At 66.6% G+C, this 25,388-nt stretch carries 23 protein-coding genes; 9 read left to right on the top strand and 14 right to left on the bottom strand.

The features are described from left to right. Window positions 1–170: 170 nt before the first annotated feature. Window positions 171–1,082 (bottom strand): alpha/beta fold hydrolase, encoded by a 912-nt coding sequence (locus ILT42_RS10045; protein ID WP_204215454.1) that lies wholly within the window; start codon window positions 1,080–1,082, stop codon window positions 171–173. A 25-nt stretch (window positions 1,083–1,107) separates the two neighbouring features. Continuing rightward, window positions 1,108–3,180 (bottom strand): lytic transglycosylase domain-containing protein, encoded by a 2,073-nt coding sequence (locus ILT42_RS10040; protein WP_204215453.1) that lies wholly within the window; start codon window positions 3,178–3,180, stop codon window positions 1,108–1,110. A 196-nt stretch (window positions 3,181–3,376) separates the two neighbouring features. Between ILT42_RS10040 and dapA the strand changes: the two genes are divergently transcribed. Together dapA and smpB are read left to right on the top strand one after the other, a co-directional pair. Then, the gene (gene dapA / locus ILT42_RS10035) at window positions 3,377–4,261 is read left to right on the top strand and encodes a 4-hydroxy-tetrahydrodipicolinate synthase (protein ID WP_204215452.1); all 885 of its coding nucleotides are present in this window, start codon (window positions 3,377–3,379) and stop codon (window positions 4,259–4,261) included. Window positions 4,262–4,278: 17 nt separating this feature from the next. Beyond that, window positions 4,279–4,749, top strand: a complete 471-nt coding sequence (gene smpB, locus ILT42_RS10030; RefSeq protein ID WP_204215451.1) for an SsrA-binding protein SmpB — start codon at window positions 4,279–4,281, stop codon at window positions 4,747–4,749. A 261-nt stretch (window positions 4,750–5,010) separates the two neighbouring features. Here the strand turns inward: smpB and ILT42_RS10025 are convergent, their stop codons facing one another. The 7 genes from ILT42_RS10025 to ILT42_RS09995 all read right to left on the bottom strand — a co-directional run bounded on the left by ILT42_RS10025 (window position 5,011) and on the right by ILT42_RS09995 (window position 11,692). Then, entirely contained in the window at window positions 5,011–5,676 is a 666-nt protein-coding gene (locus ILT42_RS10025) for a LabA-like NYN domain-containing protein (RefSeq protein WP_204215450.1), read from the bottom strand. 245 nt (window positions 5,677–5,921) lie between these two features. After that, on the bottom strand, window positions 5,922–6,506 hold the full coding sequence (gene pyrE, locus ILT42_RS10020; protein WP_204215449.1) for an orotate phosphoribosyltransferase: 585 nt from the start codon (window positions 6,504–6,506) through the stop codon (window positions 5,922–5,924). Window positions 6,507–6,627: 121 nt separating this feature from the next. Next, window positions 6,628–8,793, bottom strand: a complete 2,166-nt coding sequence (locus ILT42_RS10015; RefSeq protein WP_204215448.1) for a RelA/SpoT family protein — start codon at window positions 8,791–8,793, stop codon at window positions 6,628–6,630. 150 nt (window positions 8,794–8,943) lie between these two features. Beyond that, window positions 8,944–9,357, bottom strand: a complete 414-nt coding sequence (gene rpoZ, locus ILT42_RS10010; RefSeq protein ID WP_204215447.1) for a DNA-directed RNA polymerase subunit omega — start codon at window positions 9,355–9,357, stop codon at window positions 8,944–8,946. A 97-nt stretch (window positions 9,358–9,454) separates the two neighbouring features. Beyond that, window positions 9,455–10,084, bottom strand: a complete 630-nt coding sequence (locus tag ILT42_RS10005; protein WP_204215446.1) for a hypothetical protein — start codon at window positions 10,082–10,084, stop codon at window positions 9,455–9,457. Continuing rightward, window positions 10,072–11,196: a mannosyltransferase family protein gene (locus ILT42_RS10000; RefSeq protein WP_204215445.1), complete on the bottom strand. Its 1,125-nt coding sequence runs from the start codon at window positions 11,194–11,196 to the stop codon at window positions 10,072–10,074. Before ILT42_RS10000 ends, ILT42_RS10005 begins: the two co-directional genes overlap by 13 nt. 94 nt (window positions 11,197–11,290) lie before the next feature. Then, a complete protein-coding gene (locus ILT42_RS09995; protein ID WP_204215444.1) occupies window positions 11,291–11,692 on the bottom strand; it encodes a GtrA family protein in 402 nt (133 codons plus the stop codon). Between the two features lie 170 nt (window positions 11,693–11,862). On the opposite strand from ILT42_RS09995, the gene fabD reads away from it, so the two are divergent. The 7 genes from fabD to gmk all read left to right on the top strand — a co-directional run bounded on the left by fabD (window position 11,863) and on the right by gmk (window position 18,510). Next, window positions 11,863–12,810 (top strand): ACP S-malonyltransferase, encoded by a 948-nt coding sequence (gene fabD, locus ILT42_RS09990; protein ID WP_204215443.1) that lies wholly within the window; start codon window positions 11,863–11,865, stop codon window positions 12,808–12,810. Window positions 12,811–12,820: 10 nt separating this feature from the next. Then, the gene (gene fabG / locus ILT42_RS09985; RefSeq protein ID WP_204215442.1) at window positions 12,821–13,558 is read left to right on the top strand and encodes a 3-oxoacyl-[acyl-carrier-protein] reductase; all 738 of its coding nucleotides are present in this window, start codon (window positions 12,821–12,823) and stop codon (window positions 13,556–13,558) included. A 232-nt stretch (window positions 13,559–13,790) separates the two neighbouring features. Next, the gene (locus tag ILT42_RS09980) at window positions 13,791–14,027 is read left to right on the top strand and encodes an acyl carrier protein (protein ID WP_112662982.1); all 237 of its coding nucleotides are present in this window, start codon (window positions 13,791–13,793) and stop codon (window positions 14,025–14,027) included. A 64-nt stretch (window positions 14,028–14,091) separates the two neighbouring features. After that, complete coding sequence (gene fabF / locus ILT42_RS09975; protein ID WP_204215441.1) at window positions 14,092–15,354, top strand: beta-ketoacyl-ACP synthase II; 1,263 nt, start codon at window positions 14,092–14,094, stop codon at window positions 15,352–15,354. Between the two features lie 182 nt (window positions 15,355–15,536). Beyond that, window positions 15,537–16,895 (top strand): endolytic transglycosylase MltG, encoded by a 1,359-nt coding sequence (mltG, locus tag ILT42_RS09970; protein WP_204215440.1) that lies wholly within the window; start codon window positions 15,537–15,539, stop codon window positions 16,893–16,895. A 72-nt stretch (window positions 16,896–16,967) separates the two neighbouring features. Next, on the top strand, window positions 16,968–17,855 hold the full coding sequence (locus ILT42_RS09965; protein WP_204215439.1) for a YicC/YloC family endoribonuclease: 888 nt from the start codon (window positions 16,968–16,970) through the stop codon (window positions 17,853–17,855). Window positions 17,856–17,859: 4 nt separating this feature from the next. Next, window positions 17,860–18,510: a guanylate kinase gene (gmk, locus tag ILT42_RS09960; protein WP_204215438.1), complete on the top strand. Its 651-nt coding sequence runs from the start codon at window positions 17,860–17,862 to the stop codon at window positions 18,508–18,510. A 27-nt stretch (window positions 18,511–18,537) separates the two neighbouring features. Here the strand turns inward: gmk and rsmA are convergent, their stop codons facing one another. From rsmA to lptF, 5 genes are read right to left on the bottom strand one after another with little or no spacing between them, the layout of a single operon-like run. Then, the gene (rsmA, locus tag ILT42_RS09955; protein WP_204215437.1) at window positions 18,538–19,401 is read right to left on the bottom strand and encodes a 16S rRNA (adenine(1518)-N(6)/adenine(1519)-N(6))-dimethyltransferase RsmA; all 864 of its coding nucleotides are present in this window, start codon (window positions 19,399–19,401) and stop codon (window positions 18,538–18,540) included. Further along, the gene (gene pdxA, locus ILT42_RS09950) at window positions 19,398–20,420 is read right to left on the bottom strand and encodes a 4-hydroxythreonine-4-phosphate dehydrogenase PdxA (protein ID WP_204215436.1); all 1,023 of its coding nucleotides are present in this window, start codon (window positions 20,418–20,420) and stop codon (window positions 19,398–19,400) included. Before pdxA ends, rsmA begins: the two co-directional genes overlap by 4 nt. Further along, window positions 20,421–22,973 (bottom strand): LPS-assembly protein LptD, encoded by a 2,553-nt coding sequence (locus ILT42_RS09945; protein WP_204215435.1) that lies wholly within the window; start codon window positions 22,971–22,973, stop codon window positions 20,421–20,423. A gap of 35 nt (window positions 22,974–23,008) precedes the next feature. Continuing rightward, window positions 23,009–24,094: an LPS export ABC transporter permease LptG gene (lptG, locus tag ILT42_RS09940; RefSeq protein WP_204215434.1), complete on the bottom strand. Its 1,086-nt coding sequence runs from the start codon at window positions 24,092–24,094 to the stop codon at window positions 23,009–23,011. A gap of 1 nt (window position 24,095) precedes the next feature. After that, window positions 24,096–25,256 carry an LPS export ABC transporter permease LptF gene (lptF, locus tag ILT42_RS09935; protein WP_204215433.1) on the bottom strand — a complete coding sequence of 387 codons (1,161 nt, stop codon included), beginning with the start codon at window positions 25,254–25,256 and terminating at the stop codon, window positions 24,096–24,098. Between the last annotated feature and the right edge of the window lie 132 nt (window positions 25,257–25,388).

The raw sequence follows: 25,388 nt of genomic DNA, 5'->3' as shown, positions 1-25,388 counted from the left end.
AAGAAGCCCCGGTGGAAACACCGGGGCTTTTTTCATTCTCGGCCGGGGGGCTGAGGCGGCTTTGGCGAGCCATCGGACGCTCGCGTTATCGGGAGAGTCGCAAGGGCCGAAGGTGCAAGGCCAGGGGCAGGGGTGAGGGCAGGAGGCGAGGGCAATCGGGCGATGAGCCCTCACGCGGCCCGGGTCTCGGCCAGCCCGGCCTCGACACCGGCCACGAAATCCCTGACCCGTTCGACGAGTTCGCCCTCGAATTCCGGCGCATGGCCCTGGTCCGGAACCGTCACGGCGGCGAGGCCGGGATGGGCCTCCTGCATGCTCTCGAAGGTCTCGGCCGTCAGGAGATCCGACCGGGCGCCCCTGATCGCCATCACGGGGATCGCTTTCAGCGTGTCGAAAAACGGCCAGAGGTCGGGCAGTGGGGCGTCGAGGTCCAGGGCCTCGAGGGTCCTCATCAGGTTGGGGTCGTAGGACAGAACCAGGCGCCCGTCCCGTTCCGACCAGGTGCCCCGCGCGAGGGCTTCCCACTCCGCGCCGGTCTTGTTGGGAAACTGGCCGCCGGACATGGTCCTCAGGACCTCCGCCGCTTCCGCGAAGGTGCCTGGCTGGGGCAGTTTTCCCACATAGCCCCGGATACGGCGCAGGCCCTCCGGGCTGATGGCGGGTCCGACATCGTTGAGCACGGCGCCCGCCAGCACGTCCGGCCGCAGGGCTCCAAGGGCCATGATGATCAGGCCGCCCCGAGAGGTGCCGACGAAGACGGCCTTCTCGATCCCGGCCGCGATCAGCACCTGCGAGGTGTCGTTGAGTTCGACCCTTACGTCGTATTGCTGCCAATCCGGCGACCATTCGGAGCGCCCGCGGCCCCTGTAGTCGAGCGCCAGGACCCGGCGCGGTCGACGGGAATCCTGCGACAGGGCCAAAGCCAGCGCGTGAAAGTCGCTCGAGTTCCGGGAGAGGCCCGACAGGCAGACCACCGGCAGCGCATCGCCCGCGACGGGGCCGTAATCCCGCGCATACAGCCGCAGGCCGTCGGCGGCGGACACGAAGAGGTCGCGATAGGGGCTCGTCACGGTATTCGTCATGGCGTTCGTCACGGGGCTCAGGCGATCAATACTCGGTGGGGTCGGACACCTGGTACTCCGTCCCGTTCGGATCGGGCTTCGAATCCAGGCGTTGCCGGTAGACCGTGAGGTTCTCCATCACGCGTTGGACGTAATTCCGGGTCTCGTAGAACGGAATCCGCTCGATCCAATCGACCATGTCGACCTGAGGCTTGCGCGGATCGCCATAGGCGTCGATCCATTTTTTCACGTTGCCGCCGCCCGCGTTGTAGGATGCGAAGGCCAGGATGTAGGAGCCCTTCCAATCCTCCATCAGCTCCCCGAGATGGGCCGAGCCGAGCTTCGCGTTGTAGGACGGGTCGGAGAGCAGGCGATCCGGATCGTAGGGGACCCCGAAACGCTGAGCCGTACGCTTGGCGGTCGCCGGCATCAGCTGCATGAGCCCTCGCGCCCCCGCGCCGGACTGCGCCTTCGGGTTGAACGCGCTCTCCTGGCGGGCGATGGCGTAGACCATGGCGGTCTCGACCTCGTCGCCCACGGGCTCGAAATCCGGGATGCCTGCCACCGGATAAGCATGGGCATCCAGGGGCAGGCCCCGCTGCACCGCCGTCTTGCCGATGGCCAGCACCGCCCGGGCGTTCTGCTGCGCCGTGGCCGAGGCCGCCAGGATGTCGAGCCGCGCCGGATCGTCCATGGTCTGCGCCAGCTCGGTGTAGAGGCTGAGGGCAAGATCGGATTCGCCGATCTGCTGGAGCAGGTTGGCGGCTTTGTAGGGCGTCGTGTCCTCGAAGGCCCTGCGCTCGTCCTCCGTCAGCGGAGCAGGAGCCCGCAGGGACAGCTTCTGACCCAGCTGGGTCAGGGACAGCTGGCCATAATAGGTCGTCGGCCGTTCGGCGGCTCGCCGGTAATGGGCCTTGGCCTCGTCGGCGGCCCCGACCGCATCCGCGGCCCGGCCTTGCCAGTAGGCGGCGCGGGCGATGGAGATGGGCGTCGAGGCATTGTTGGCCGCATTGGCGAAGTGCCCGGCGGCCGCCTTGGAATCGTCCAGGAACCGGAGGGCGATCCAGCCCGCATGGAACTCCGCCTCGATGGCCTGGGCCGGCGACTCGGCTCCATGACGGCTCGCGACCTCGTAGGCCAGCTTGTAATTCCGGTCGTCCAGCAATTCGCGGGTCACGTAGCGCCGCTCGGCCCACCAGGAATCGCCGTCCACCAGGAGCTCGGGGTCCTGGGGCGTCTGAGCCATGATCCGGGCGGCGTCCTCGACCTTGCCGCTGCGGCGCAGATAGAGCGCCCGCGAGTACAGGTAGGACGGGTCGGAGCGCAGGGAGGCGGGCACGGCCGCAAAGGCTTTCTCGGCTTTCTTCTTGCCCTGATAGATGCCGAGCCGGGCCTTCACGAGGGTGTCGTAGGGCTTGCCGGCGCGCTCGGCCGAGCGGGTGGCCCCGCCCCAGACCTCCTTGAAGAGGAGGCGCTCCATCCGGTAGCGGTGGTCCGCCTGAGTCATGAGGCCTGGAAAACGGTCCAGGATCCGGTCCTCGACATCGCCCCCGAACGTATCCTCGCGCCAGACCTGGCGAATCTTCTCCGCAGCCTCCGCCTCCTGGCCCTCGGCCTGGAGGGCGAAAGCCTGGGCGATCCTCCCGCCCAAGGTTACGGGTGCCCTCTCTGCGAAGAAGCGGCGGACCTCGGCCGACGGCTTGCGGGCGGCCAGGAACGCCTCCTCGGCGCGGCGGCGGAGCAGGGTCGAGACCGGCCAGTCCGGATTCGTCTCCTGGAAGGCCCGGATGCGGTCGTAGGTGAGGGACCGGCCCGACCGGATGTTGAACCATTCCGCGGCCGCGAGTCCCGCAGGCTTCAGCTTGGACTCGAAGATATCGGCCTCGATGGGGTCGCCCTGCCGGTAGGCCTTGAGGACGAGGGGCAGGTAGTCCGCATCGGTCAGGGCCGGAGGGGGCGGGGGGACCAGGTCCTCGAGGGCCGAGGTCGTCAGCGTCTCGCGGGCCTCGTGGAGCATCGGTCCAGGAGGCGGCTCGCTCGCGAGAGCGGCGAGCGACCAGACCTGGACGACGGCGGCGGACGCCAGCAGGCGGGCCAAGGTAGACGCTGTCAGACTCATGATGCCCCCATTGAGGTCGCGATCTTCGGGATCGCGAGACAATGATCTTGAGGAAATACTAACCAAAGGGTTAGGAGAACTCCACAGGACGAGGTTTGCGCTCAAGCGCCGCAGCCCTTATGTGTCTGTCCCAATCTCAATCAGGCCCATGACTTCAGGCCGCAGCGACGATCCATCCGCCAGGAGCGCCCAGCATATGAACCGGTTCAAAGGCTCGATCACAGCTCTCGTGACGCCGTTCAAGGGTGATGGCGTGGACGAGGAGGCCATGCGTGGCCACATCAACTGGCAGATCGAGAACGGCACCCACGGCCTCGTTCCCGTCGGCACCACGGGCGAGAGCCCGACGCTGAGCCACAAGGAGCACGAACGGGTCGTCGAGGTCTGCGTAGACGAGGCGAAAGGCCGCGTCCCCGTCATCGCGGGCGCGGGCTCCAACAGCACGGCGGAGGCCATCGGCTTCGCCCGCCATGCCGAAAAGGTGGGGGCGGATGCGCTTCTCGTGGTCACGCCCTATTACAACAAGCCGACCCAGGAGGGCCTGTACCAGCACTACAAGGCCATCAACGACGCCACGAGCCTGCCGATCTTCATCTACAACATCCCCGGCCGCTCGGTGATCGACATGTCGGTGGAGACCATGGCGCGCCTGTTCGAACTCAAAAACATCGTGGGCGTGAAGGACGCGACCGCCAACATGGCCCGGGCCAGCCACCAGCGGCAGGTCATGGGCCCGGACTTCATCCAGCTGTCCGGCGAGGACGCCACGGCGCTCGGCTTCAACGCCCATGGGGGTCATGGCTGCATTTCCGTCACGGCCAACGTCGCGCCCCGGCTGTGCTCCGACATGCAGGTCGCCTGTCAGGGGGGCGACTATGCCGCGGCTCTCTCGATCCAGGATCGCCTCATGCCGCTCCATGCGGCGCTGTTCGTCGAGACCAACCCGTCACCCGTCAAGTACGCCGCCTCGGTTCTCGGCCTGATGGCGGAGGATGTGCGCCTGCCCATGATCCCCGTTTCCGAGGGGACGCGGCAGGTTGTCCGCTCGGCCATGGTCCATGCGGGCCTGACCAACGCATAAGGTTCACCGCGAAGCCCATGGCCAGAACGCCCTCCGCCACCAAGATCGTCGCCGACAACCGGAAGGCGCGGTTCAACTACGAGATCGTGGACACCTACGAGGCCGGCCTCGCGCTGACCGGCACGGAGGTGAAGTCCCTGCGCGAGGGAAAGGCCAATATCGGCGATTCTCATGCCGGCCCGTCGGGCGACGAGTTCTTTCTCTTCAACGCCTATATTCCGGAATACCTGCAGGCGAACCGCTTCAACCACGAGACCCGGCGTCCCCGGCGCCTGCTGCTGCACCGGCGGCAGATCAACAAGCTCCTGGGCGCCACGCAGCGCGAGGGCTTCACGGTGATCCCGCTCAAGATCTACTTCAACGAGAAGGGCAAGGCCAAGGTGGAGCTGGGCCTCGGACGCGGCAAGAAGCTGCACGACAAGCGCGAGGCCGACAAGGAGCGCACCTGGAACCGCGAGAAGGCCCGGATCATGCGGGACAAGGGCTGACGTAACGGAGCGCCTTGGGCGCTCCTTTCGGAAGCCCCGCGACACCGCTGCGGGCCGTGTCCATGGCGAGGCATGCGGCAGGACAGCACGACCGGTTGGGCGGTTCCTCGCCTCCCGGTGGTGATCAGGGCCGCCTTCGATGCGGCCGCACGAGGCATCAGGATCCCGGCCCCTTCATCAGGAGCAGACCGCCTTCGACCTGTCGAGCCCCCTCGTGCGGACAGGAGCGTGAGCGCATGCCCCCGTGGGGCGCCCGATACCCTACTCTTCCGTGTCGCCGTCGGAGGCCTGGCGGATGCCGTAGCGCCGTTCGAGCCCCGCTCCCGCCTGACCCGGCGGCTGATAGCGCGGGCGCTCCGGGCGGGCGTCGCCGAGTTCGGACGGCGCGCGCTGGGGCCTGTCGACCGGGTCGCGCCCGATGCGCGATGCCAGCTGCGAGAGGTCCAGGAACTCGTCGGCCTGGCGGCGCAGCTCGTCGGCCACCATGGGTGGCTGGGTGGTGACCGTGGACGCGACGGACACCCGGACGCCCCGGCGCTGCATGGCCTCGACCAGGGAGCGGAAGTCGCCGTCCCCCGAGAACAGGACCATGTGATCGATGTAGGGGGCCAATTCGAGGGCGTCGATCGCCAGCTCGATGTCCATGTTGCCCTTCACCTTCCGGCGGCCGGTGGAATCGACGAATTCCTTGGTGGGCTTGGTGACGACGCGGTAGCCGTTGTAATCGAGCCAGTCGATCAGCGGACGGATGGAGGAGTATTCTTGGTCTTCCACGAGGGCGGTGTAGTAAAAGGCCCTGACGAGTGTGCCGCGGCTTTGAAATTCTTTGAGCAGCCGCTTGTAATCGATATCGAACCCTAAAGTTTTTGTCGTAGCGTAAAGATTGGCACCGTCGATAAAGAGGGCAATCCTTTGTGGGTTGGCCATTACTGTCTCTCGCGTTCTACTCGCCAGGAGAAGGCCTGCAGCTTGTCATGAAAAACGACATCAAAACTCTTCGCGACTGAAATTGAGTAGCGATCCGTATTTGCGGCGTTCGGGAACAGGCTGCCCGTTACCATTATTCCTGAGTAATAAATTTCAACCGCGAGAGTAAAGCTGGCTTATTTGTTCGTGTCAAGAATACTTGACCTGAAGATTCTTGCTTATGAGCATGAAATTACAAAGGAATTTTACGTTGTAAGGTTGCGGCTTCCCGGCTTTACGGCAGGCATTGCGGCGAGGTCCGGCGGCAGCTGATCCGCCGGATAGGCCGGGATATCGAGCTGGACGAGGGACACGAGCGGAACGCCCAGATCGGCCTTGCCGCCGGAGCGGTCGATGAGGCAGGCGGCGCCCAGGATCCGGCCCGGATGCGCCCCGATGGCCGCAAGGCATTCCCGCGAGGACAGGCCCGTCGTCACGATGTCCTCCACCATGACCACGCGGGCGTTCTCGGGGATCGAGAAGCCGCGCCGCAGGACGAACTCGCCGGCATCCCGTTCGACGAAAATGGCCTTGCAGCCGAGATGCCGGGCCGTCTCGTAGCCCGGCACGATGCCGCCGATGGCCGGCGACACCACGTAATCGACCGCCCCGTAAGCTTCCGTGATGCGCTCGGCGAGGGCCCGGCAGACCCGCTCCGTGCGGGCCGGATCCATGAACACGAACATCTTCTGAAGGAAGACGGGGCTGTGCAGCCCGGACGAGAGGATGAAGTGCCCCTCCAGGAGGGCTCCGGCGGAGCGGAATTCGTCGAGAGCTTCGTCGGAGGTCATGGGCACGGCCTGATGCTGGAAGGGTCGGGGTTGCTTAGCGTAAGCGGGCCGACAGCGTCGACCCCAAAACATCACGCATGCGCGCCGCTCCACGGAATCCTGGCCTTCGGCGAGAGCGCGCTCAGCCGTTCACCCGATCCACACGGCTCACCACGCGCTTGGCGCGCAGTTCCGCGATGATGGCGTTCAGGTGCTTGAGGTCCCAGACGGTCATGTCGATGGTCACGTCCGTGAAGTCCTGGGTGCGGCGCTTCATCTGGACGCTATCGATATTGCCGTCATGGTCGGCGATGACCTGCGCGATCTGGGCGAGGGACCCAGGCTCGTTGATGGATTGCAGCTTGATGCGGGCCGGGAAACGTTGGTTGTCGCCCGCCTCGACGTCCCAACGCACGTCGACCCAGCGGTCGGGCTCGTTGTCGAAGTCGGCGAGGGCGGGCGAATGGATGGGGTAGATCGTGACGCCCTCTCCGGGAGTGAGGATGCCCACGATGCGGTCGCCCGGCACGGCGCCGCCTTCAGGCGCGAACCGCACGGGCGTGTCGGTGTTGAGCCCCCGGATCGGGATGCCGCCCGGCGCCGGCTGGCTCTCGCCCTCGCCGAGGGGCTGGGGCACCACGGAGGGCTCGCCCGCGCCGCGACGGTCGTCCTTGAAGTCGGGATAGACCGCCCGCACCACGTCGCCGGAGAACATCTCGCCCCGGCCGACGGCGGCGAGAACGTCCTCGATGGAGACGCGCGCGAGCCGGGGGAGCGCTGCCTTCAGCTTGTCGTCCGAGAAGGCCTTGTTGCCGCGCTCGAAGGCCCGCTCCAGGATCTGGCGGCCGAGGCCCGTGTACTGGCGGCGCACGGCGGTACGCGTCGCCCGCCGGATGGAGGCGCGGGCCTTGCCGGTGACCACGAGGGATTCCCAGGCCGCCGGGGGCGTCTGGCCCTCCGACCGAACGATCTCGACCTCGTCGCCGTTCTGGAGCTCCGTGAGCAGGGGGGTGATGCGCCCGTTGATCTTGCAGCCCACGGCCGTATTGCCGACATCGGTATGCACCGCATAGGCGAAGTCGATGGGCGTCGCGCCGCGGGGCAGGGCGATGAGGCGGCCCTTGGGAGTGAAGCAGAAGACCTGGTCATGGAAGAGTTCGAGCTTGGTGTGCTCCAGGAACTCCTCCGGGTTGTCGCCCTCCGCGAGCAGGTCCACCGTGCGGCGCAGCCATTGATAGGCGCGGCTCTCGGTGGCGAGGCGGGAATTGTCGTTGACGCCTTCCTTGTACAGCGCGTGGGCCGCGATGCCGTACTCCGCTACCTCGTCCATGGACTGGGTGCGGATCTGAAGCTCCACGCGCTGGCTGCCGGGCCCGATCACGGTGGTGTGGATCGACCGGTAATCGTTTTGTTTCGGGGTCGAAATGTAATCCTTGTAGCGTCCCGGGACCATGGGCCAGGACGTATGGGCGACGCCCAGCGCCCGGTAGCAATCGTCCATGCTGTCCACGATCACGCGGAAGCCGAAGATGTCGGAAAGCTGCTCGAAGGCCACCGACTTGCGCTCCATCTTCCGCCAGATCGAATAGGGCCGCTTTTGCCGCCCCGAGACCTCGGCCGTGATGCCCTTGGCCTCCAGCTTGGCCGTCAGGTCCTTCTCGATGACGTCGACGAGCTTCTCGCTGCGGGCGGTCAGGTCGCGCAGGTGCCGGCTGATGGCTTCGTACGCCTCCGGGTCCAGGTTCTGGAACGAGAGGTCTTCCAGCTCCTCCCGCATCTCCTGGATGCCCATGCGGCCGGCCAGGGGCGCATAGATGTCCAGCGTCTCCTCGGCGATGCGCTTGCGCTTCTCCGGGGTCATGAACTGGAGGGTGCGCATGTTGTGCAGGCGGTCCGCCAGCTTGACGAGGAGCACCCGCACGTCGTTGGCGATCGCCATCAGCAACTTGCGAAAGTTCTCGCCTTGGGCGGCCTGCTTGGAGACGAGGTCGAGGCGCTTGATCTTGGTCAGGCCGTCCACGAGGGCCCCGATCTGGGACCCGAACATCTTGTTGATCTCGTCGAGGGTCGCTTCCGTGTCCTCCACCGTATCGTGGAGGACCGCCGCCACGATGGTGGCGTCGTCGAGCTTCAGGTCGGTGAGAATCGCCGCCACTTCCAGGGGATGGCCGAAGAAAAGGTCGCCGGAGGCCCGTTTCTGCGTGCCGTGGGCCCGCATGGCATAGATATACGCCTTGTTGAGAAGCGCCTCGTCGGCCAAGGGGTTGTAGCGCTTTACCCGCTCGACAAGTTCATACTGGCGCATCATGCGGCGGCTTTTTCCTTCGCGGCTTCATAAGAGGCTGAGGTTAAAAGGATATTGTACAACGGGAAGCCGCCGCAAGGCCGGCCGGAGCATGGCTGCCAAATAAAAAAGCCCGGTCACGGGACCGGGCTCCAGATGCTTGGGTGTTCAAGCCTACTCGCGGTCGTCGTCGTCCGCGCTGTGGGTCGGAGGCACCAGGCCTTCGAGGCCGCGCAGCAGGTCGTCCTCGCTCATGCGGTCGAACTGCACGTCGTCCGGGCTGTCGCTGGAAGCGGCGGCGGTCGCGGCGGCGGCGGTGTTGCCCAGCAGCGGAACCGTCTCGGCCTCGGGCTCGTCCACCTCGACGTATTTCTGCATCGAGTGGATCAGCTGCTCCTTGAGATCGTCGGGAGCGATGGTCTCGTCCGCGATCTCGCGCAGGGCGACGACGGGATTCTTGTCGCGGTCGCGGTCGATGGTGAGGGGCGAGCCGGAGGAGATCAGGCGGGCGCGATGACTGGCGAGCAGGACGAGCTCAAACCGGTTATCGACCTTGTCGATGCAATCTTCGACGGTCACACGAGCCATGAAGAGGCTCCTTCTCGAGGTTATGGAATATCGGGAAGGGGGCTGATTACAACGGATGCCGCGGGATGGCAAGGGGAGGGGAACCGCAAAGGGCCCGCTATCGGGCCTCGAGGCGCAAGCCCGTCATGCGGACGCCCAGCAGCCTGAAATCGTTGGCCATCCCCAGGCTGCTCGGGGACCTGAGGTCCCGGAACCGGAGTTCGACGTTCACGTAGCCGTCCCGCTCCCGGATCCGCTCGGCCGGAAGATCGATCGGGTAGTCCCCTTCGGCGAGGCTCGTCAGGCGCAGCGAGCCGGCCGGCCGCCCGTTGACGAGAATGTCCGCCACCTGTTCGGTCCGCCCAGGCCACAGGAACGGCGCGCCGGTGAGAACCAGCCGGGCGCCCCCGGTATCGGGCGGGAGCCTCGCCATGAGGTGGGCGGACGGGCGCTCCGACCAGAGGCCGTCCGGGTTCGGAGACGACCAGCCCGTGCCGACGACCGTCGGGGGCGCGGGGGCCCCCTTCGCGTACAGGACATCGCCCGTCCGGAGGACGGGATACGCGCCCTTCGGCCAGACCTGGGAGGCCTTCGTGATGTAATAGTCCCGATATTCGGGCGACACCCGCGGATTGAGGACCATGGCCACGAAGGCGAGGTTCACAACGAGTCCGAGCCCGATCAGCGCCAACCGGACCAGGATCGGGGTCGATCGGAGTTCGCGAGAGAAGCCCGTCACACCAGCCATGTCGCGCCCCTGAACCATTGGCCCACGAAGGCGGCGAGGAGAACGACCTCGCCCGCCAGGAATACCCAGAAAACGGGCCGGGGAAGCCTGGGCAGGACGGCGGTGACGAACAGGGCCAGGCCCACCGACGCCAGAACGTAGCGCGGCATCGACGAGAAGGAGCCCGAGATGCCCGCCGACAGGACGCAGAGCGCCGCGAAGGCCGCCTCGCCGTAGCGGCGCATCCAGGCGAGCCAGGTGACGGCGATGCCCGCCAGGATGAATGTGAAGAGCGCGTACACGCCATAGGGGTCGCCCAGGCGCACGATGCCGAGAATGACCCATAGTGGGTTCTCGAAGCCCCGCCCCCACGCCCTTTGGACGTGAACGAAGGCCAACGCATCCCCCACCAGCCAATATAGGTAGGCCGCGAACAGGATCATGCCGACCGGGGTCAGAACCAGCGCGAGAAGCACGTCCAAGCCCAGGCGCAGCCGACGGGCGAGATCCTCGCCCCGGAGAGCCAGATACGCCTCGATGCCATAGGCGAGGATGACCACGGCGAAGAAAATGCCCTGGTTGCGGGTCGCGGACAGGAAGGCGGCCGCCACCCCGGCCCGGATGAACTGCTTTCGCTGAAGGAAGTACAGGCCCAGAACCGACAGGAACAGGAACCAGGATTCCGTATAGGGCGCATAGAAATAGAAGCTGATCGGAAAGAACGCGAAGGCCACCGATCCCAGGGCGGCCTGAAGGGGCGATGCGTAGCGCAGGTTGATCTTGTAGAGCAGGACGCACGACAGCACGAAGAGCGCGGAGTTGATGGCCGCGGCCGCATCCACGTAGGACGCCTTGGCGACGAGCCATCGCGCCAGCTTCACGCTGAGCGGGAACAGCGGGAAGAACGCCCAGTTGGCCGCGTCCTGGGCGTCGTGGCCTGCCGGTTTCAGGTGATAGCCGGCGGTCGCGATGGTCCGGTACCAGCCGCAATCGAACTGGCAGTAGAGGCCACCGCCTCCCACCCCGAACAGGGGTGGGATGAAGGCGAGCAGGAGACGGGACAGGATCGCGGCGACGACGACGAGGGCCAGACAGCGCCACTGAAGGCTGCGATCGCCCTCGCTGGGATCCATGGGGAAAGCATTAATCGGCATTAGCTTGATGAATGAGCAACAAAATCAGTGCGACGCTGAGTATACGCTTTGGCCATGAAGGCAAGGTTTCGGCTCAGCCGGAGGCGGGCGCGCGGTCGCGGAACGCGATGGTCCGGCTGCCGATGAAGAACACGGCGGTATAGACCACGGCGCCCGCGACCTGGGCCGCCACCTCTCCAAGACCCGGCATCAGCCCGGCCAGGGTCGCGAGGTTGGCCAAGTAGGCCACGGCGAAGACCAGCAGGAACAGGGGCACGGACCTGCGGTGATCCGAGTGGGACCTGAACGTCCAGGCCCGGTTGAGAACGTAGCTCAGAGCGAGGCCGCATACGTAGCCCACCGCATTCGCCGCATAGGGCGACACGCCGAAGCCGTGGGACAGGCCCACGATGATGCTCAGGGTCAGCAGCGTGTTGCACCCGCCGATGACGGCGAATTTCACAAGCTGCTTCGCGAGCGGGGCATAACGTTTCATGTCGGTCTCAAGGCGATGCGACCGCGCCTTGTAGGGGTGGAAACGGATCTCGGCAATCGTCCGGCCCGCCGGATCCTTCGGACCGCGCGGGCTGAATCCGCCTTCGAACCTTGACACCTCGGCCCACGGATGCGAGTCCCGCGCGACTTTTTTCGAAGGGCGTCACCTCGATGACACGCGCGTTCATATTTCCAGGGCAGGGCAGCCAGGCGGTTGGGATGGGCAAGGCCCTGGCGGAGGCGTTCCCCCAGGCCCGGGCCGTGTTCGACGAGGTCGACGAGGCCCTGTCCCAGAAGCTGTCCGCCCTCATGTGGGACGGGCCGGCCGAGGATCTCACCCTCACGTCGAACACCCAGCCCGCCCTCATGGCGGTCAGCGTGGCGGCGATGCGCGTGCTCGAGGCCGAAGCCGGGCTGAACCTGGCCCGCGACGCCGCCTATGTGGCCGGGCATTCCCTTGGGGAATATTCCGCGCTCGCGGCGGCGGGGGCGATTTCGGTGGCGGACACGGCGCGCCTGCTGCGCATCCGAGGCAATGCCATGCAGGGCGCGGTGCCCGTGGGGCAGGGCGCCATGGCGGCCCTGCTGGGTCTCGAATTCGATGCCGCCCTGGAGATCGCCCGAGAGGCCGCCCAGGGCGAAGTCTGCGACGCCGCCAACGACAATGGGGGCGCCCAGGTGGTGGTCTCAGGACACAAGGCCGCCGTCGAGCGAGCGGTGGCGATCGCCCAGGAGCGCGGTGTCAAGCGCGCCGTGATGCTCCCCGTCTCCGCGCCCTTCCATTGCGCCCTCATGGCGCCCGCGGCCGAGGCCATGCGGCAGGCCCTGGCGGGCGTCGAGGTCAAGGCACCGGTCGTGCCCGTGGTGACGAACGTGGAGGCCGCCGCCGTCACCGACCCCGACCGGATCCGCGACTGCCTCGTCCGCCAGGTGACGGGCACGGTCCGCTGGCGCGAGAGCGTGGCCTGGATGGCCGGGCAGGGCGTGGACTCCTTTTACGAGGTCGGATCCGGCAAGGTTCTGACCGGCCTCGTGAAGCGCATCGCGGCGGGCGCTTCGGCTACCGCCATCGGGTCGCCGGACGACGTGGCGGCCTTCAAAGCATCCCTGAACCCATAAGGAGAGCCCTATGTTCGATCTGACCGGCCGCAAGGCTCTCGTCACCGGAGCCACGGGCGGCATCGGCGGCGCCATCGCCCGGGCGCTCCACGCGAAGGGCGCCACCGTGGCGATCTCGGGCACCCGCCGCAGCGCCCTCGACGAGCTCGCCTCGTCCCTGGGGGATCGCGTCCACGTGGTGGAGGCGAACCTGTCCGACAAGGATTCCGTGGAAGCCCTTGTGCCGGCTGCCGAAAGCGCCATGGAAGGCCTCGACATCCTGGTCAACAATGCCGGGATCACGAAGGACAACCTGTTCATGCGGATGAAGGACGAGGAATGGGATTCGGTCATCGCCGTGAACCTGACCGCCTCGTTCCGCCTCTCCCGGGCGGCCGTGAAGACCATGATGCGCCGGCGCTATGGCCGCATCGTCAATATCGGTTCGGTGGTCGGCTCCACCGGAAACCCGGGGCAGGGCAACTACGCCGCGTCGAAGGCGGGCCTCATCGGCATGACCAAGGCGCTCGCGGCCGAGGTGGCGAGCCGGAACATCACGGTGAACTGCGTGGCCCCGGGCTTCATCCAGTCGCCCATGACGGATGCTCTCAACGACAAGCAGAAGGACGCCATCCTGGGCACCATCCCCATGGCGCGGCTGGGCCAGGGCGACGAGATCGCGTCCGCGGTCGTCTATCTCTCGTCCGGAGAGGCGGGCTACGTGACCGGCCACACGCTGCACATCAATGGCGGAATGGCGATGTTCTAGAAGGATTTGCGGGCAGGTCCGGAACCTGTTCGCGAACCGTTCGGCCCCCTCGCCAGAGCCGATAAGCCTGTGTTAAGCATGGTCCTGTCGGCTTGAAGGGGTTGACCGGCGCACAAAAATACGGCTTTGCACCATGCAGAACGGCCGTTCCAGCCCAAGGGCTGTGCTGCTGATTTGAAACGAATTCTTGATCCGCCCAACTCCTGAGGCGGTAGCCACTGAGGAAAATACGATGAGTGACATCGCTGATCGCGTGAAGAAGATCGTTGTCGAGCACCTTGGCGTCGACGCCGAGAAGGTGACGGACAACGCCAACTTCATCGACGACCTGGGCGCCGACAGCCTTGACACCGTCGAGCTCGTCATGGCGTTCGAGGAAGAGTTCAACGTCGAGATCCCCGACGATGCCGCCGAGACCATCGTGACGGTGGGCGACGCCATCAAGTTCCTTGAGAAGAACGCGGCCTAAGAAGCTGCATGGCGTCGGGCGGCAATTGCCATCCGGCGCCATTATTGCGTAAGGGGCAGGACAAATGCGGCGTGTGGTCGTCACGGGTTTGGGCATGGTCACTCCGCTGGCCAACGGTGTCGAGCCCACTTGGGCAAGGCTCATCGAGGGCCAGAGCGGCGCAGGCCGCGTGACGGATTTCGAAGTCGCCGATCTGGCCTGCCAGATCGCCTGCCAGATCCCCCGCGGGGACGGTTCCGACGGCACCTTCAATCCCGACCAGTGGATGGAGCCCAAGGAGCAGCGCAAGGTCGATCCGTTCATCGTGTACGCGATGGCAGCGGCCACCCAGGCCCTGGACGACGCCGGCTGGAAGCCGACGACCTATGAAGATCAATGCGCCTCCGGCGTCCTGATCGGTTCCGGAATCGGCGGCATCGGCGGCATCTACGAGGCCTCCGCGACCTTGATCGAGCGCGGCCCGCGCCGGATCTCCCCCTTCTTCATTCCCGGCCGCCTGATCAACCTGGCGGGCGGCTACGTGTCGATCATGCACGGCCTCAAGGGCCCCAACAACGCGGTCGTCACGGCCTGCTCCACGGGCTCCCACGCCATCGGCGACGCCGCGCGCCTCATCGCGCTGGGCGACGCCGAGGTCATGGTGGCGGGCGGCACGGAATCGCCGATCAATCGACTCTCGCTTGCGGGCTTTGCCGCCTGCCGGGCGCTGTCCACCGGGTTCAATGACGACCCGACCCGGGGCTCTCGCCCCTACGACCGCGACCGCGACGGCTTCGTCATGGGCGAGGGCGCGGGCGTCGTGGTGCTCGAGGAATACGAGCACGCGAAAGCGCGCGGCGCCAAGATCTATGCCGAGGTCGTCGGCTACGGCCTGTCGGGGGACGCCTTCCACATCACCTCGCCGTCCGAGGACGGCGACGGGGCGTACCGCTGCATGTCCGCCGCCATCAAGCGGGCGGGCATCTCGGCCTCCGAGATCGACTACATCAATGCCCACGGCACATCGACGCCCCTCGGCGACGAGCTGGAGCTGAAGGCTGTGGAGCGCATCGTCGGCAACGCGGCCGGCAAACTCGCCATGTCATCGACCAAGTCGGCGATCGGTCACCTCCTGGGCGCCGCGGGCGCGGTCGAGGCGATCTTCTCGATCCTGGCCATGCGCGACGGCATCATCCCGCCGACCTTGAACCTCGACAACCCGTCCGTCGAAACGGCCATCGACCTCGTGCCGCACAAGGCTCAGCGCAGGGAGGTCAACATCGCATTGTCGAACTCCTTCGGCTTCGGCGGCACCAACGCCTCGCTGGTCTTCCGCCGCGCGGCCTGACGCGGCGCAGGGCTCAGGCCCGCGCCTCTTCCATCCAAACAGGATGCCGCGCGGGTCCGCCGACCCGCGCAACGGGGCGCCGCTCCCCAAGTTTTGGTCTGATTCTTACGGCTTTTCGCCATATTCCCTGTTAGGGTGGCGGCGCGGCAGGCCCGCTGGTCGTCATCACAGATAGCTCCGAGATGTTTGGCAGAAAAAAGAAGCTCCTTCTTCCCGTCGAGACCCCGGAAACCGATCAGCAGCCCCGTGTGGCGCCCCGGTCGCCCAGCGAGGCGATCAAGCCCATGGCGGCGCCTCCGCCTCCGCCGCGCATCCGCCGGAGGCGAGGCGGATTGCTCGCCACCATGAGCGGCCTGCTCACCCTGTTCATCGCCATCGCTGGCGCCGCGATCTTCGGGATCAGCATCCTGGAGAAGGAGGTGACGGCGCCCGGACCGCTGCAGGCCGACAAGATCGTCGTGATTCCGCGCAACACCGGCACCAACGAGATCGCCTCCATGCTCAAGCAGGAGGGCGTCATCAATCAGCCCTTCCTGTTCGAGGCCTACGCGCTCCTCAACCGGCAGCGCGGCCAGCTCAAGGCGGGCGAGTTCCAGTTCAAGGCCGGCACCAGCATCGAGGCCGCCATCGACACCCTCGTCGAAGGCAAGGCGATCCTGCATTCCGTCACGGTCCCGGAGGGCCTGACCAGCGATCAGATCGTCAGGCGGCTTTACGACAACGAGATCCTGGCGGGCGACATCCTCGAGACCCCCCGCGAGGGAACGCTGCTGCCCGACACCTACAAGTTCGAGCGCGGCATGACCCGCCAGCAGATCGTCAACGCCATGCAGGCGGCCCAGAAGCAGGCGCTCACGCAGATCTGGGGACGGCGCTCCACCGAGATCCCGGTCAAGACCCCACAGGAGATGGTCATCCTGGCCTCCATCGTGGAGAAGGAGACCGGCCGCGCCGACGAGCGCACCCGCGTGGCGGGCGTGTTCATGAATCGCCTCACCAAGCGCATGAAGCTGCAATCGGACCCGACCATCGTGTACGGGCTCGTGGCCGGCAAGGGCACCCTCGGCCGCGGCATCACCCGGGCCGAGATCACCCAGGCGACCCCGTACAACACCTACGTGATCGAGGGCCTGCCGCCGACCCCCATCGCCAATCCGGGCCGGGCGGCCCTGGAGGCGGTGGCCAACCCGTCGCGCACCAAAGACATCTATTTCGTGGCGGACGGCTCGGGCGGGCACGCCTTCGCGGAGACGCTCGATCAGCACAACCGTAACGTCGCCCGCTGGCGACAGATCGAGAAGGCCAAGGCTGCGGCCGGCAATGCCGACGAGGTCGACAAGGTCGAGCCCGACGACGACATGGGCAGCGTCGGCGGAACCTCCACGGTCGCCCAGGATCAGCCCGCCGGCGCGCGTCCCGGCGGCCGGACCGGCCGGGCGCGGGGCTTCGACGCCAGCGAAGGGACGGAGCGCGACCCGCTCAAGAACAAGACCTTCGACCTCAACACCCCGAAGACCGTTCCGGCCCTGCGCCAGCCCTGATCCGCCTTGTGGTCGGAGGGGGCGCCCATTATGGTCGCGCCTCCCTTCCCGAACCCATGAGGCGCTCTTTCCATGTCCATTGCGAGTATGACCGGCTTTGCCCGCGAGGCCGGAACCACGGGGTCGTACCAATGGGCCTGGGAGCTGAAGACCGTTAACGGGCGTGGCCTCGAGGTTCGCGTGCGCACGCCCTCCAGTCTCGACGCCGTGGGCGAGGACGCCCGCGCCGGGATCCTCAAGGCGCTCAGCCGGGGACAGGGGCAGCTCAACCTTTCGCTCAGCCGCGCCGCAGCCGCCCCGAAGGTGCGGGTCAATCGGGAAGTCCTCGACTCCCTGCTCCAGGCCGTGTCCGGCCTGAACCTGCCGGCCAATGTCCAACCGGCCTCCCTTGATGGTCTCCTGAACGTCCGGGGAGTCGTGGAGATCGACGAGGAGGGCGGCGAGCCCGGTCAGGACGCGGCGCTCGCCGCCGATCTCAAGGCGGGCATCGGCCGGCTGATCGATTCCCTGAAGACCGCGCGGCTGCGCGAAGGGCAGGCCCTGACGGGCGTTCTGGAGCAGCAGCTCGCGACCGTGTCGCGCCTCGTCGACGAAGCCGAGGCGGCACCGGCGCGGCAGCCGGAGGCCATCCGGGCCAAGCTCGATGCTCAGATCGCCCAGGTTCTGGAGTCCAAGACCCAGCTCGATCCGGCCCGCCTTCATCAGGAGGCCATGCTGATCGCCGCGCGGGCCGACATCCGCGAGGAGCTCGACCGGCTGCGCGCCCATGTGGAGGCCGCCAGGACCCTCTTGGGCGAGGGCGGCCCCGTGGGGCGCCGCCTGGACTTCCTGGCCCAGGAATTCGGACGCGAGGCCAACACCCTCTGCTCGAAGGCCAATGACGTGTCCCTGTCGAGAATCGGGCTTGAACTGAAAGCCGTTATCGAGCAATTCCGCGAGCAGGTGCAGAACGTGGAGTGATGGCGTGAACGAGGATTCGAAAGCTCTGGTCGGTCGGCGCGGCCTGATCCTCATCCTGTCGTCGCCCTCCGGCGCCGGGAAGACGACGCTGACGCGCAATCTCGTGGAAGATCATGCAGGCGTCCTGTCTGTTTCGGTGACGACGCGGCCTAAGCGAACCTCCGAAATCGATGGGCGTCACTATCATTTCATCGACGAGAAAAAATTCCTGGCGATGCGTGACCGGGACGAGCTCCTGGAATGGGCGGAAGTGCACGGAAACTTCTACGGGACGCCTCGCGAACCGGTCGAGAAGACGCTGGCGTCGGGCCAGGACATGGTCTTCGACATAGACTACCAGGGCACCCGCCAGGTGCGCGAGAAGCTGCCCGACGACGTGGTGACGGTTTTCATCCTGCCGCCGAGCTTCAGGGAGCTGAAGGCCCGCCTGGAGCGGCGGGCCGAGGACGCGCCGGAGGTTATTGCCAAGCGGCTCGCCAATGCGCGGGTCGAGATGGAGCGCTGGGAAGAATACGACTACGTCATCGTCAACGAGGACCTGGGCCGTTCCTATGCGAGTCTCAAGGCCATCCAGGCGGCCGAGCGCCTGAAGCGCGACCGCCTCGTGGGCCTGGAGCAGTTCGTGCAGGGGCTGCTGGCTGAGACCCTCGACTAGGCCCCACCAGGGCTGCGAGACAGCGGCTCAATCGCGCGGCGCGCGCTTTGACGCGTCATAGGCGTTGGCCAGGGCCACGAACCCCGAGACCGGCACGTCCTCGGCTCGAACCGTTTCGAGAAGGCCGGCGGCTTGGATCAGGGCGGCGGGCTGCGGCGCCAGGGATTTCAGGCTCTGGCGCAGCATCTTCCGGCGCTGCCCGAAGGCCGCCCGCGTCACCGCCTCCAGCGCTTCCACCCGGCACGGAATGGGATCGGGCCTCGGTGCGATGTGCACGATGCTCGACGTGATCTTTGGCGGCGGCACGAAGGCCGAAGGCGGCACGTCGAACATGATGGTGGCCTGCGTGCGCCAGCCACACAGGACGCCCAGGCGGCCGTAATCCTTCGGATCGCTCTCGTCGGCCACGATCCGCTCCGCGACCTCCCGCTGGAACATGAGCGTGAGCGATTGCCACCAGGGCGGCCAGACCTCCTGGGTCAGCCAGCCCGTGAGCAGGGTGGTGCCGACATTGTAGGGCAGGTTCGCGATGATCTTGGCTGGCTCGTCACCGATGAGGGGACGCGGATCGAAATTCAGAGCATCGCCCTCGATCACCTGGAGCCGGCCCGGATAGCGGGCGGCGATCTCGGCGAGGGCCGGGAGGCATCGTGCGTCGCGCTCGATGGCGATGACCTTGCGGGCTCCGGAGGCCAGGATGGCGCGGGTGAGGCCACCGGGACCGGGGCCGACCTCCACCACCGTGACGCCGTCCAGCGACCCGGCCGAGCGGGCGATCCGGCTCGTCAGGTTGAGGTCGAAGAGAAAGTTCTGGCCCAGCGACTTCTTGGCCATGAGGCCGTGGGCCTGCACCACCTCGCGCAAGGGCGGAAGATCGTCGATCTGGCTCATGACGGGCGGCCACCCTGGCTCAGCCGGGCCGCCAGCCGGATGGCCGCGATCAGGCTGTCGGGCCGGGCGATACCGTTTCCGGCGATGTCGAAGGCGGTGCCGTGGTCCGGAGAGGTGCGCACGAAGGGTAGGCCGAGGGTGACGTTCACGGCCTCGTCGAACGCGATGGTCTTGATCGGGATCAGGGCCTGGTCGTGATACATGGCGAGCGCCGCGTCGTACCCCGCCCGGGCGCGGGCATGGAACATGGTGTCGCCGGGCAGGGGGCCTTGGACGGCGAGGCCGTCCGCCCGCAACGTGTCGACGGCGGGCCGGATGACCGCCTCGTCCTCGGCACCGAGCGCCCCGCTCTCGCCCGCATGGGGGTTCAGGCCCGCGAGCGCCAGGCGAGGGTGCGCGACGCCGAAGCGCTCGCGCAATTCCCGCGCGACGATCCGGGCGGTCCGGACGATCAGGTCCGTCGTGAGCGCGCCGGGCACCCGCGCCAACGGGATGTGAACGGTGACCGGCACCACCGCCAGGCCCTCGCTCCAGAGCATCATCACGGGGTGCGGAGCCTCCCCTTGCCCCTCGCCCGCCAGCGCCGCCAGGAACTCCGTATGTCCCGGATGGGCGAAGCCTGCCTCGTACAGAACGTGCTTCGCGATCGGATTGGTCACGAGGGCCGCCGCCTCGCCTCGCCGCACGAGATCGACGGCGTTTCGGATCGACTCGATGGTGGCGGCCGCATGGGCCGGGTCCGGTTGGCCCGGCTGCGCGCGCACGGATCGGCCGAGAGGCAGGACGGGCAGGGCCGTGTCGAACATGGCGGCGATGTCCGAGCAGCGGGCGGCCTCGACCGGCACGTCCCAGCCCAGGCTCCTCGCGACTTCTCTCAGATGCCCGGGATCCGCCACCACACCGAAGGCTGGAAGTCGTTCGGCATGGCGGGCCTGCCAGGCCCGCAGGGTCAGCTCGATCCCGATCCCCGCCGGGTCGCCTTGGGTCAGGACGAGGGGACGCCCGCCGTCGCCTGCCACCTAGTTCGCCACACCGGATTCGCTGGCGGTGGAGTTGCCGAGATTCTGGTTCACGGCCACCTCGCCGAGCGTGCGCAGCTCCAGCGTGAACATGATGGTGCGGTTGCGCTCCTTCTCGCCCGAGCTGATGGCGATGTCCGTGGGGGTCACGGAGTAGCGGACCGTGAAGGTCGTGCACTCGTCCATGTAGCCCAGACCGAAGGACATTGAGCTTACATGGGTCGAGTTCTTGCGGGCGTAGTAGGCCGTCTCGGGATTGATCAGGTAGTTAGAGATGAAGGTCTCGCGGGCCTCGAGATAGCGGTCGAGGTCGAGCAGCACCGATCCCGTCACGTACCAGTTGGGCGTGATGTTCCACTGGGCCGAGGACAGCAGGCCCTCGCGACGGCGCGGGAAGCCGAGATCCGGCTGCGCCTCGTAGCGGGCATAGGTGAGAGAGGCCGAGACCGGCAGGTACGGGGCGAAGTTCGCCGTGGCGCCCGCCTCGATCCGCTGGAGCGAGAAGTCCTGCTCGTCGAACCGGCCGCGGGTCCAGACCATGAAGTTGTTGTTCGGCGCGATGCGCAGGCGCCCGACATAGTCGGACCGGTCCGTATCGAGGCCCGAATCCAGGCCGGTATTGACCAGGTCGCGCTTGTTGAAGGAATTGGCGCCGGCGAGCTGATAGGACTGCCCGAACAGGGCATTGGCCGTGAAGTCGCCGGACTTCACCGTGTATTGCAGGCCCACATTCGCGCGAACGCCGCCCTCGGCCCGGTCGTAGCCCGAGAACTTGTCCCAGTCGAACAGCGAGGTGTCGTCGAAGACGAGGCTCTGGGCGTCCTCGTTGGGCAGGTCGCCGATCCGGGTCTCGTTGGGCCGGGCGATGATCTGCGCGATGGGCTCCAGCACCTGGGTCCCGTTGGAGCCGAGATCGGCCACGAAGGGGAAGCGGTACTCGAGGCCCACGGCCGGCATGGCCCGGAGGGCGTAGTCGTCGTCGCTGCTGAGGAAGTTGCCCAGCGCGGCGTTCTGGTAGCCCGTGAAGCGCGGCGAGGTCCAGAAGGAATCCGCCCGCAGATAGGTGAACGGGGTCCAGACTTGTCCGGCGGAATCGATGAACTCCCGGCGCCAGGACAGCTGCGCCGAGGCGCGGGTGGCATTGCCCGCAATGCCGCGCACGAGGCAGTTCTCGGGCGAGAAGACCGCGCAGGTGCCGTAGAGGCCGAACAGGGAACGCGCGTTGGCATTCGTGGTGGACTGGAACTGGGCCGCCTCGCGGGTGAGGCTCGTCACGTTGACGTTGATGCCGATCTCGCCGCCGATGCCGGCCGGGCCGTTGATGCGCTTGTCGTAGTCGATGACCGGCGCCACGATGGGCTGCTGCTTCTGCCAATCGTAGGTGGCCAGCGTCTGGAAGTAGTAGCCGCGCATGTCGAAAAACGACCGGTCGCCCTGCCCCTGGAGGAAGAGGGTCGAAATCGATTCACGCAGGTAGATCGCGCTGAGCGACTCGCTCTTGATCCCGTAATTGGTCAGGAACCACTTGTCGGACACCAGGGTGATGTCCCAGCCCCATTTCCAGCGCTCGTTGAGGTGGAAGAGGCCGGAGGTCTCCAAGGAGCCGCGGTTGCGCCGGTCGCCGGGGCCGAGCGGGCTGTCCAGGAAGGCGTCGTTGTCGAGCTGCGAGATGCCGGCCGCGCGCACGTTGTACGATCCGGTCGCGAGCCGGTGGCGCCATTCCGCCTGTGCCAGGAGGCCTTGGCGGGTGTAGTAGGTGGGCGTCACCGTCAGGTCGTAGTTCGGCGCCAGCGCCCAGAAGAACGGAACGCTGAAGCCGTATCCCAGCGAGTCGGACATGCTGTAGCGCGGGGCCAGAAAGCCCGTCTTGCGCTTGACCGTCGGGTCCGGCGTCCAGAAATACGGCAGATAGGCCACGGGAATTCCATAGAATTCCATGGTGGCGTCTTCGTAATAGATCGTCTGTTCGCTGTTGTTGTGGATGATCTTGGCGGCCTTCACCTGCCACAGGGGCGGACGCTCCGGATCGTCCGCGCAGGCCGCGCAGGCCGTGTAGGTGCCGCGCTCGAACGTGGTCGTCTCGCCGGCGGCGCGCTCGGCGCGCGGGGCGGAGAACCGCGTGGTCACGGGGCCTTTATCGTCGGTCGTGCTCTGGGTGACGCGAAGGGAATCGATGAAGCCGTTCTTGAAGTCGTCGGTGAGCTCGAAGCGCTCGCCCGTGGCCACCGTGCCGTCCTTGTCGGTCAGGCGGGCATTGCCCTGGGCATAGACCCGGCCAGTGTTCCGGTCATAGGTGACGCGGTCGGCCTGAAGGGTTCGGCCCTGGTAGTTCAGCTCGACATCGCCCGCCGCCGCGACGGTGTTCTTGTCGTTGTCGTAGATGATTTCCTTGGCGTCGACGAGCAGGCGATCCGGCTCCTGGCCGGGCTTGGCCTGGGACTGCGAACGCAACGAGTCGTTGAGCGTCTGCGCGCCCGCCGGCACAGACCCGACAGCGCAGAAGAGCGCCATCGCGACCGCAGATGATGCGATCGTTGTCTTGCCTTGTGCCATGCGCACTCCTTGACCAAACCTCGCCCAAAGGACCATCAGCCGTCCTCTTGGTACAGTAGAGCGAGGGTACCTAACAAACTGCCTACTACAGCAGGGAACCAGGCCGCAACTGCCGAGCTTATGAGCCCGGAAGCCCCCAGCTCCCCCATGAGTTCAGTGGCCACATAAAGCACGAAGCCCGCAGCGACGCCACCGAGAACCATAACGGCCACACCACCAAATCGAAAGAATCTTAACGAGACGGAAGCGGCCACGAAAACCATGGCGATGAAGAGCAAGGGACGGGCCAAAAGGATATCGTATTGCAGATGATAGCGAGTGGCGTCCAGCCCGGCCCTTTCCATGCGGTAGATGCTGTCCCTGAGGTTCCAGAACGGCACGGAATCGGGGGCGATGAAGCTCTCCCGGACCTGGGAGGGCACGAGATTCGAGGCGATCACGTAGCGGGCATAAGTCTGTGGACGTTCCGTTTCCGTTAGGACACGGGCGTCCTTCAGCTCCCAGAATCCCTCCTGCAGGGTCGCCTCCGGGGCCTCGATTCGCTGCTCGAACGTGCCGTTGTCGTTGAAGGTGAACACCGTCACGCCGGTGATCGTCGCGGTGTCGCCGCTCGCGGCGGCGGCCCGGATGATCGCCTGCCCGTCCTTGCTTCTCTGCCGGATCCAGATCTCCTTGCCCACGGCGAGAGACGCCCGGTTGAAGATCTTGGTCTCCAGGTTCGCGGCCCGCTGCTTCAGGTGGGCGGAGACGGGGTTGTAGACCGTCACGGAGATGACGCCCAGCGCCAGGGCGACCAGGAGGCCGGGCTGGAGGAACTGCCAGGCCGAGATGCCCGCCGCCCGCGCCACCACCAGCTCGAGCTTGCGGCTGAGCTGGAGCAGGGCCGCCATGCTGCCGAAGAGTACCGCGAACGGCATCACCTGCTCGGCCACGGAGGGCGTACGGAATAGGGCCAGGAGCGCCATCTTGTCGGCGGTGGCCCCCTCGGCGTCGCCCGCCCGGCGCATCAGCTCCACGAAATCGAGGGTGTAGACGAGGGCGAAGACAGTGCCGAAGACGATGAAGATCGTCTTGAGGAATTGGGTGGAGAAATACCGCCCGAGGGTTGCGCCGAGAAGCATGTCAGGCGCTCCGGGTCACGGCGCGGCCGGGGAGCGGGAGGGCGCGGGTCATCCGGCTCAGGCGGGAACGCAAGGCGCGCATGGACGAGCCGCGCAGGCTCAGGGCCAGCGCGATGCCGATGGCCAGCAGAGGCGCCCCGTAGACCCCGACGATGGCCCACTCGGTTCGCACCACGGCGCTGGAGGCCGCGAAGCCCGCGATGCGCAGGGCCACCACGCCCACCACCGCCGCCGCGATGGCCATGCCGCGCCCCTGCCGGGTCGTCTGGGCGTCCCCTAAGGCCGCGAAGGCGATCATCATCATGGCCAGGGGATAGAGCCACGCGGAGAGCCGGTCATGCAGCTCCGCCCGGAACCGCCCGGCCTGGAACTGGTAGTAGAACTCGTTCGTGTCCGGCACCAGGAGCTGGGTCGTGCTGCGCTCCCGGGGCTTGTAGACCACGTCCGCCCCATCCTGGTTGAAGGCCGACAGGTCGACCGCATAGCGCTCGAAGGCCACGATGGAGGTGTCGCGGCTGTTCGGCTCCTTGCGGTGGACGCTGCCCTTTTCCAGAACCAGATAGGATTGCCCATCCATATCAACGGCTTGGCCACGTTCGGCTAGGTAGACGACAGGCTTGTCCTTGTCCCTCAGGTCCTGCATGAAGATGCCGAGAAGCGCATCGCCGGACTTTTCCCGGTAATGGAACGTGATCCCGTTATCCAGGGTGGTGAACTGGCCTTCCTTGACCATGTTCGACACGAAATCTGCCCGGATCTTCGTCACGAGGTCGCGCAGCTCCTGGAAGCTCGCGGGCATGATGTAGACCGTCATGAAGCCGACCACGAGGCAGACCCCGGCGCTGAGCGCCAGGAACGGCCGGAGCATGCGGCCCGGCGGCATCCCGGCCGCGCTCATGACTATCAGCTCCGAGTCGCTGTTGAGCTTGTTGAGGGCGTAGATCGTCGCGATGAACAGGGCCACCGGCGCGATGATGGTGATGAGGGTCGGCAGGGAGAGGCCCGTCACCGTGAAGAACATGATGATGGTCTGGCCCTTGCCGGTCAGCAGGTCGAGCTCGCGCAGGGCCTGGGTGATCCAGATCACGCCGGTCAGCGCCACGAGGCAGGCCATGAAGGCGTTGAAGGTGATCTTCAGGATATAGCGTTCGAGCAGCGACATGGGAAACCTTCGCCGTAAGGCGTCGCCGCCTTGGGTACTCGGTTACAGGAAAGCAGGCAAGGCCGGCCCCCCTTCCACACGCTCTCAGTGCGGCGCTTTCGCGGCAGAGATGGCGTGATCGCGGGAGCCGGA

The sequence above is a fragment of the Microvirga pudoricolor genome (assembly GCF_016892705.1).
Taxonomy (GTDB): domain Bacteria; phylum Pseudomonadota; class Alphaproteobacteria; order Rhizobiales; family Beijerinckiaceae; genus Microvirga; species Microvirga pudoricolor.
The sequence above is the reverse complement of the archived record's forward strand: the minus strand, read 5'-3'. Positions and strand labels throughout refer to the sequence as shown.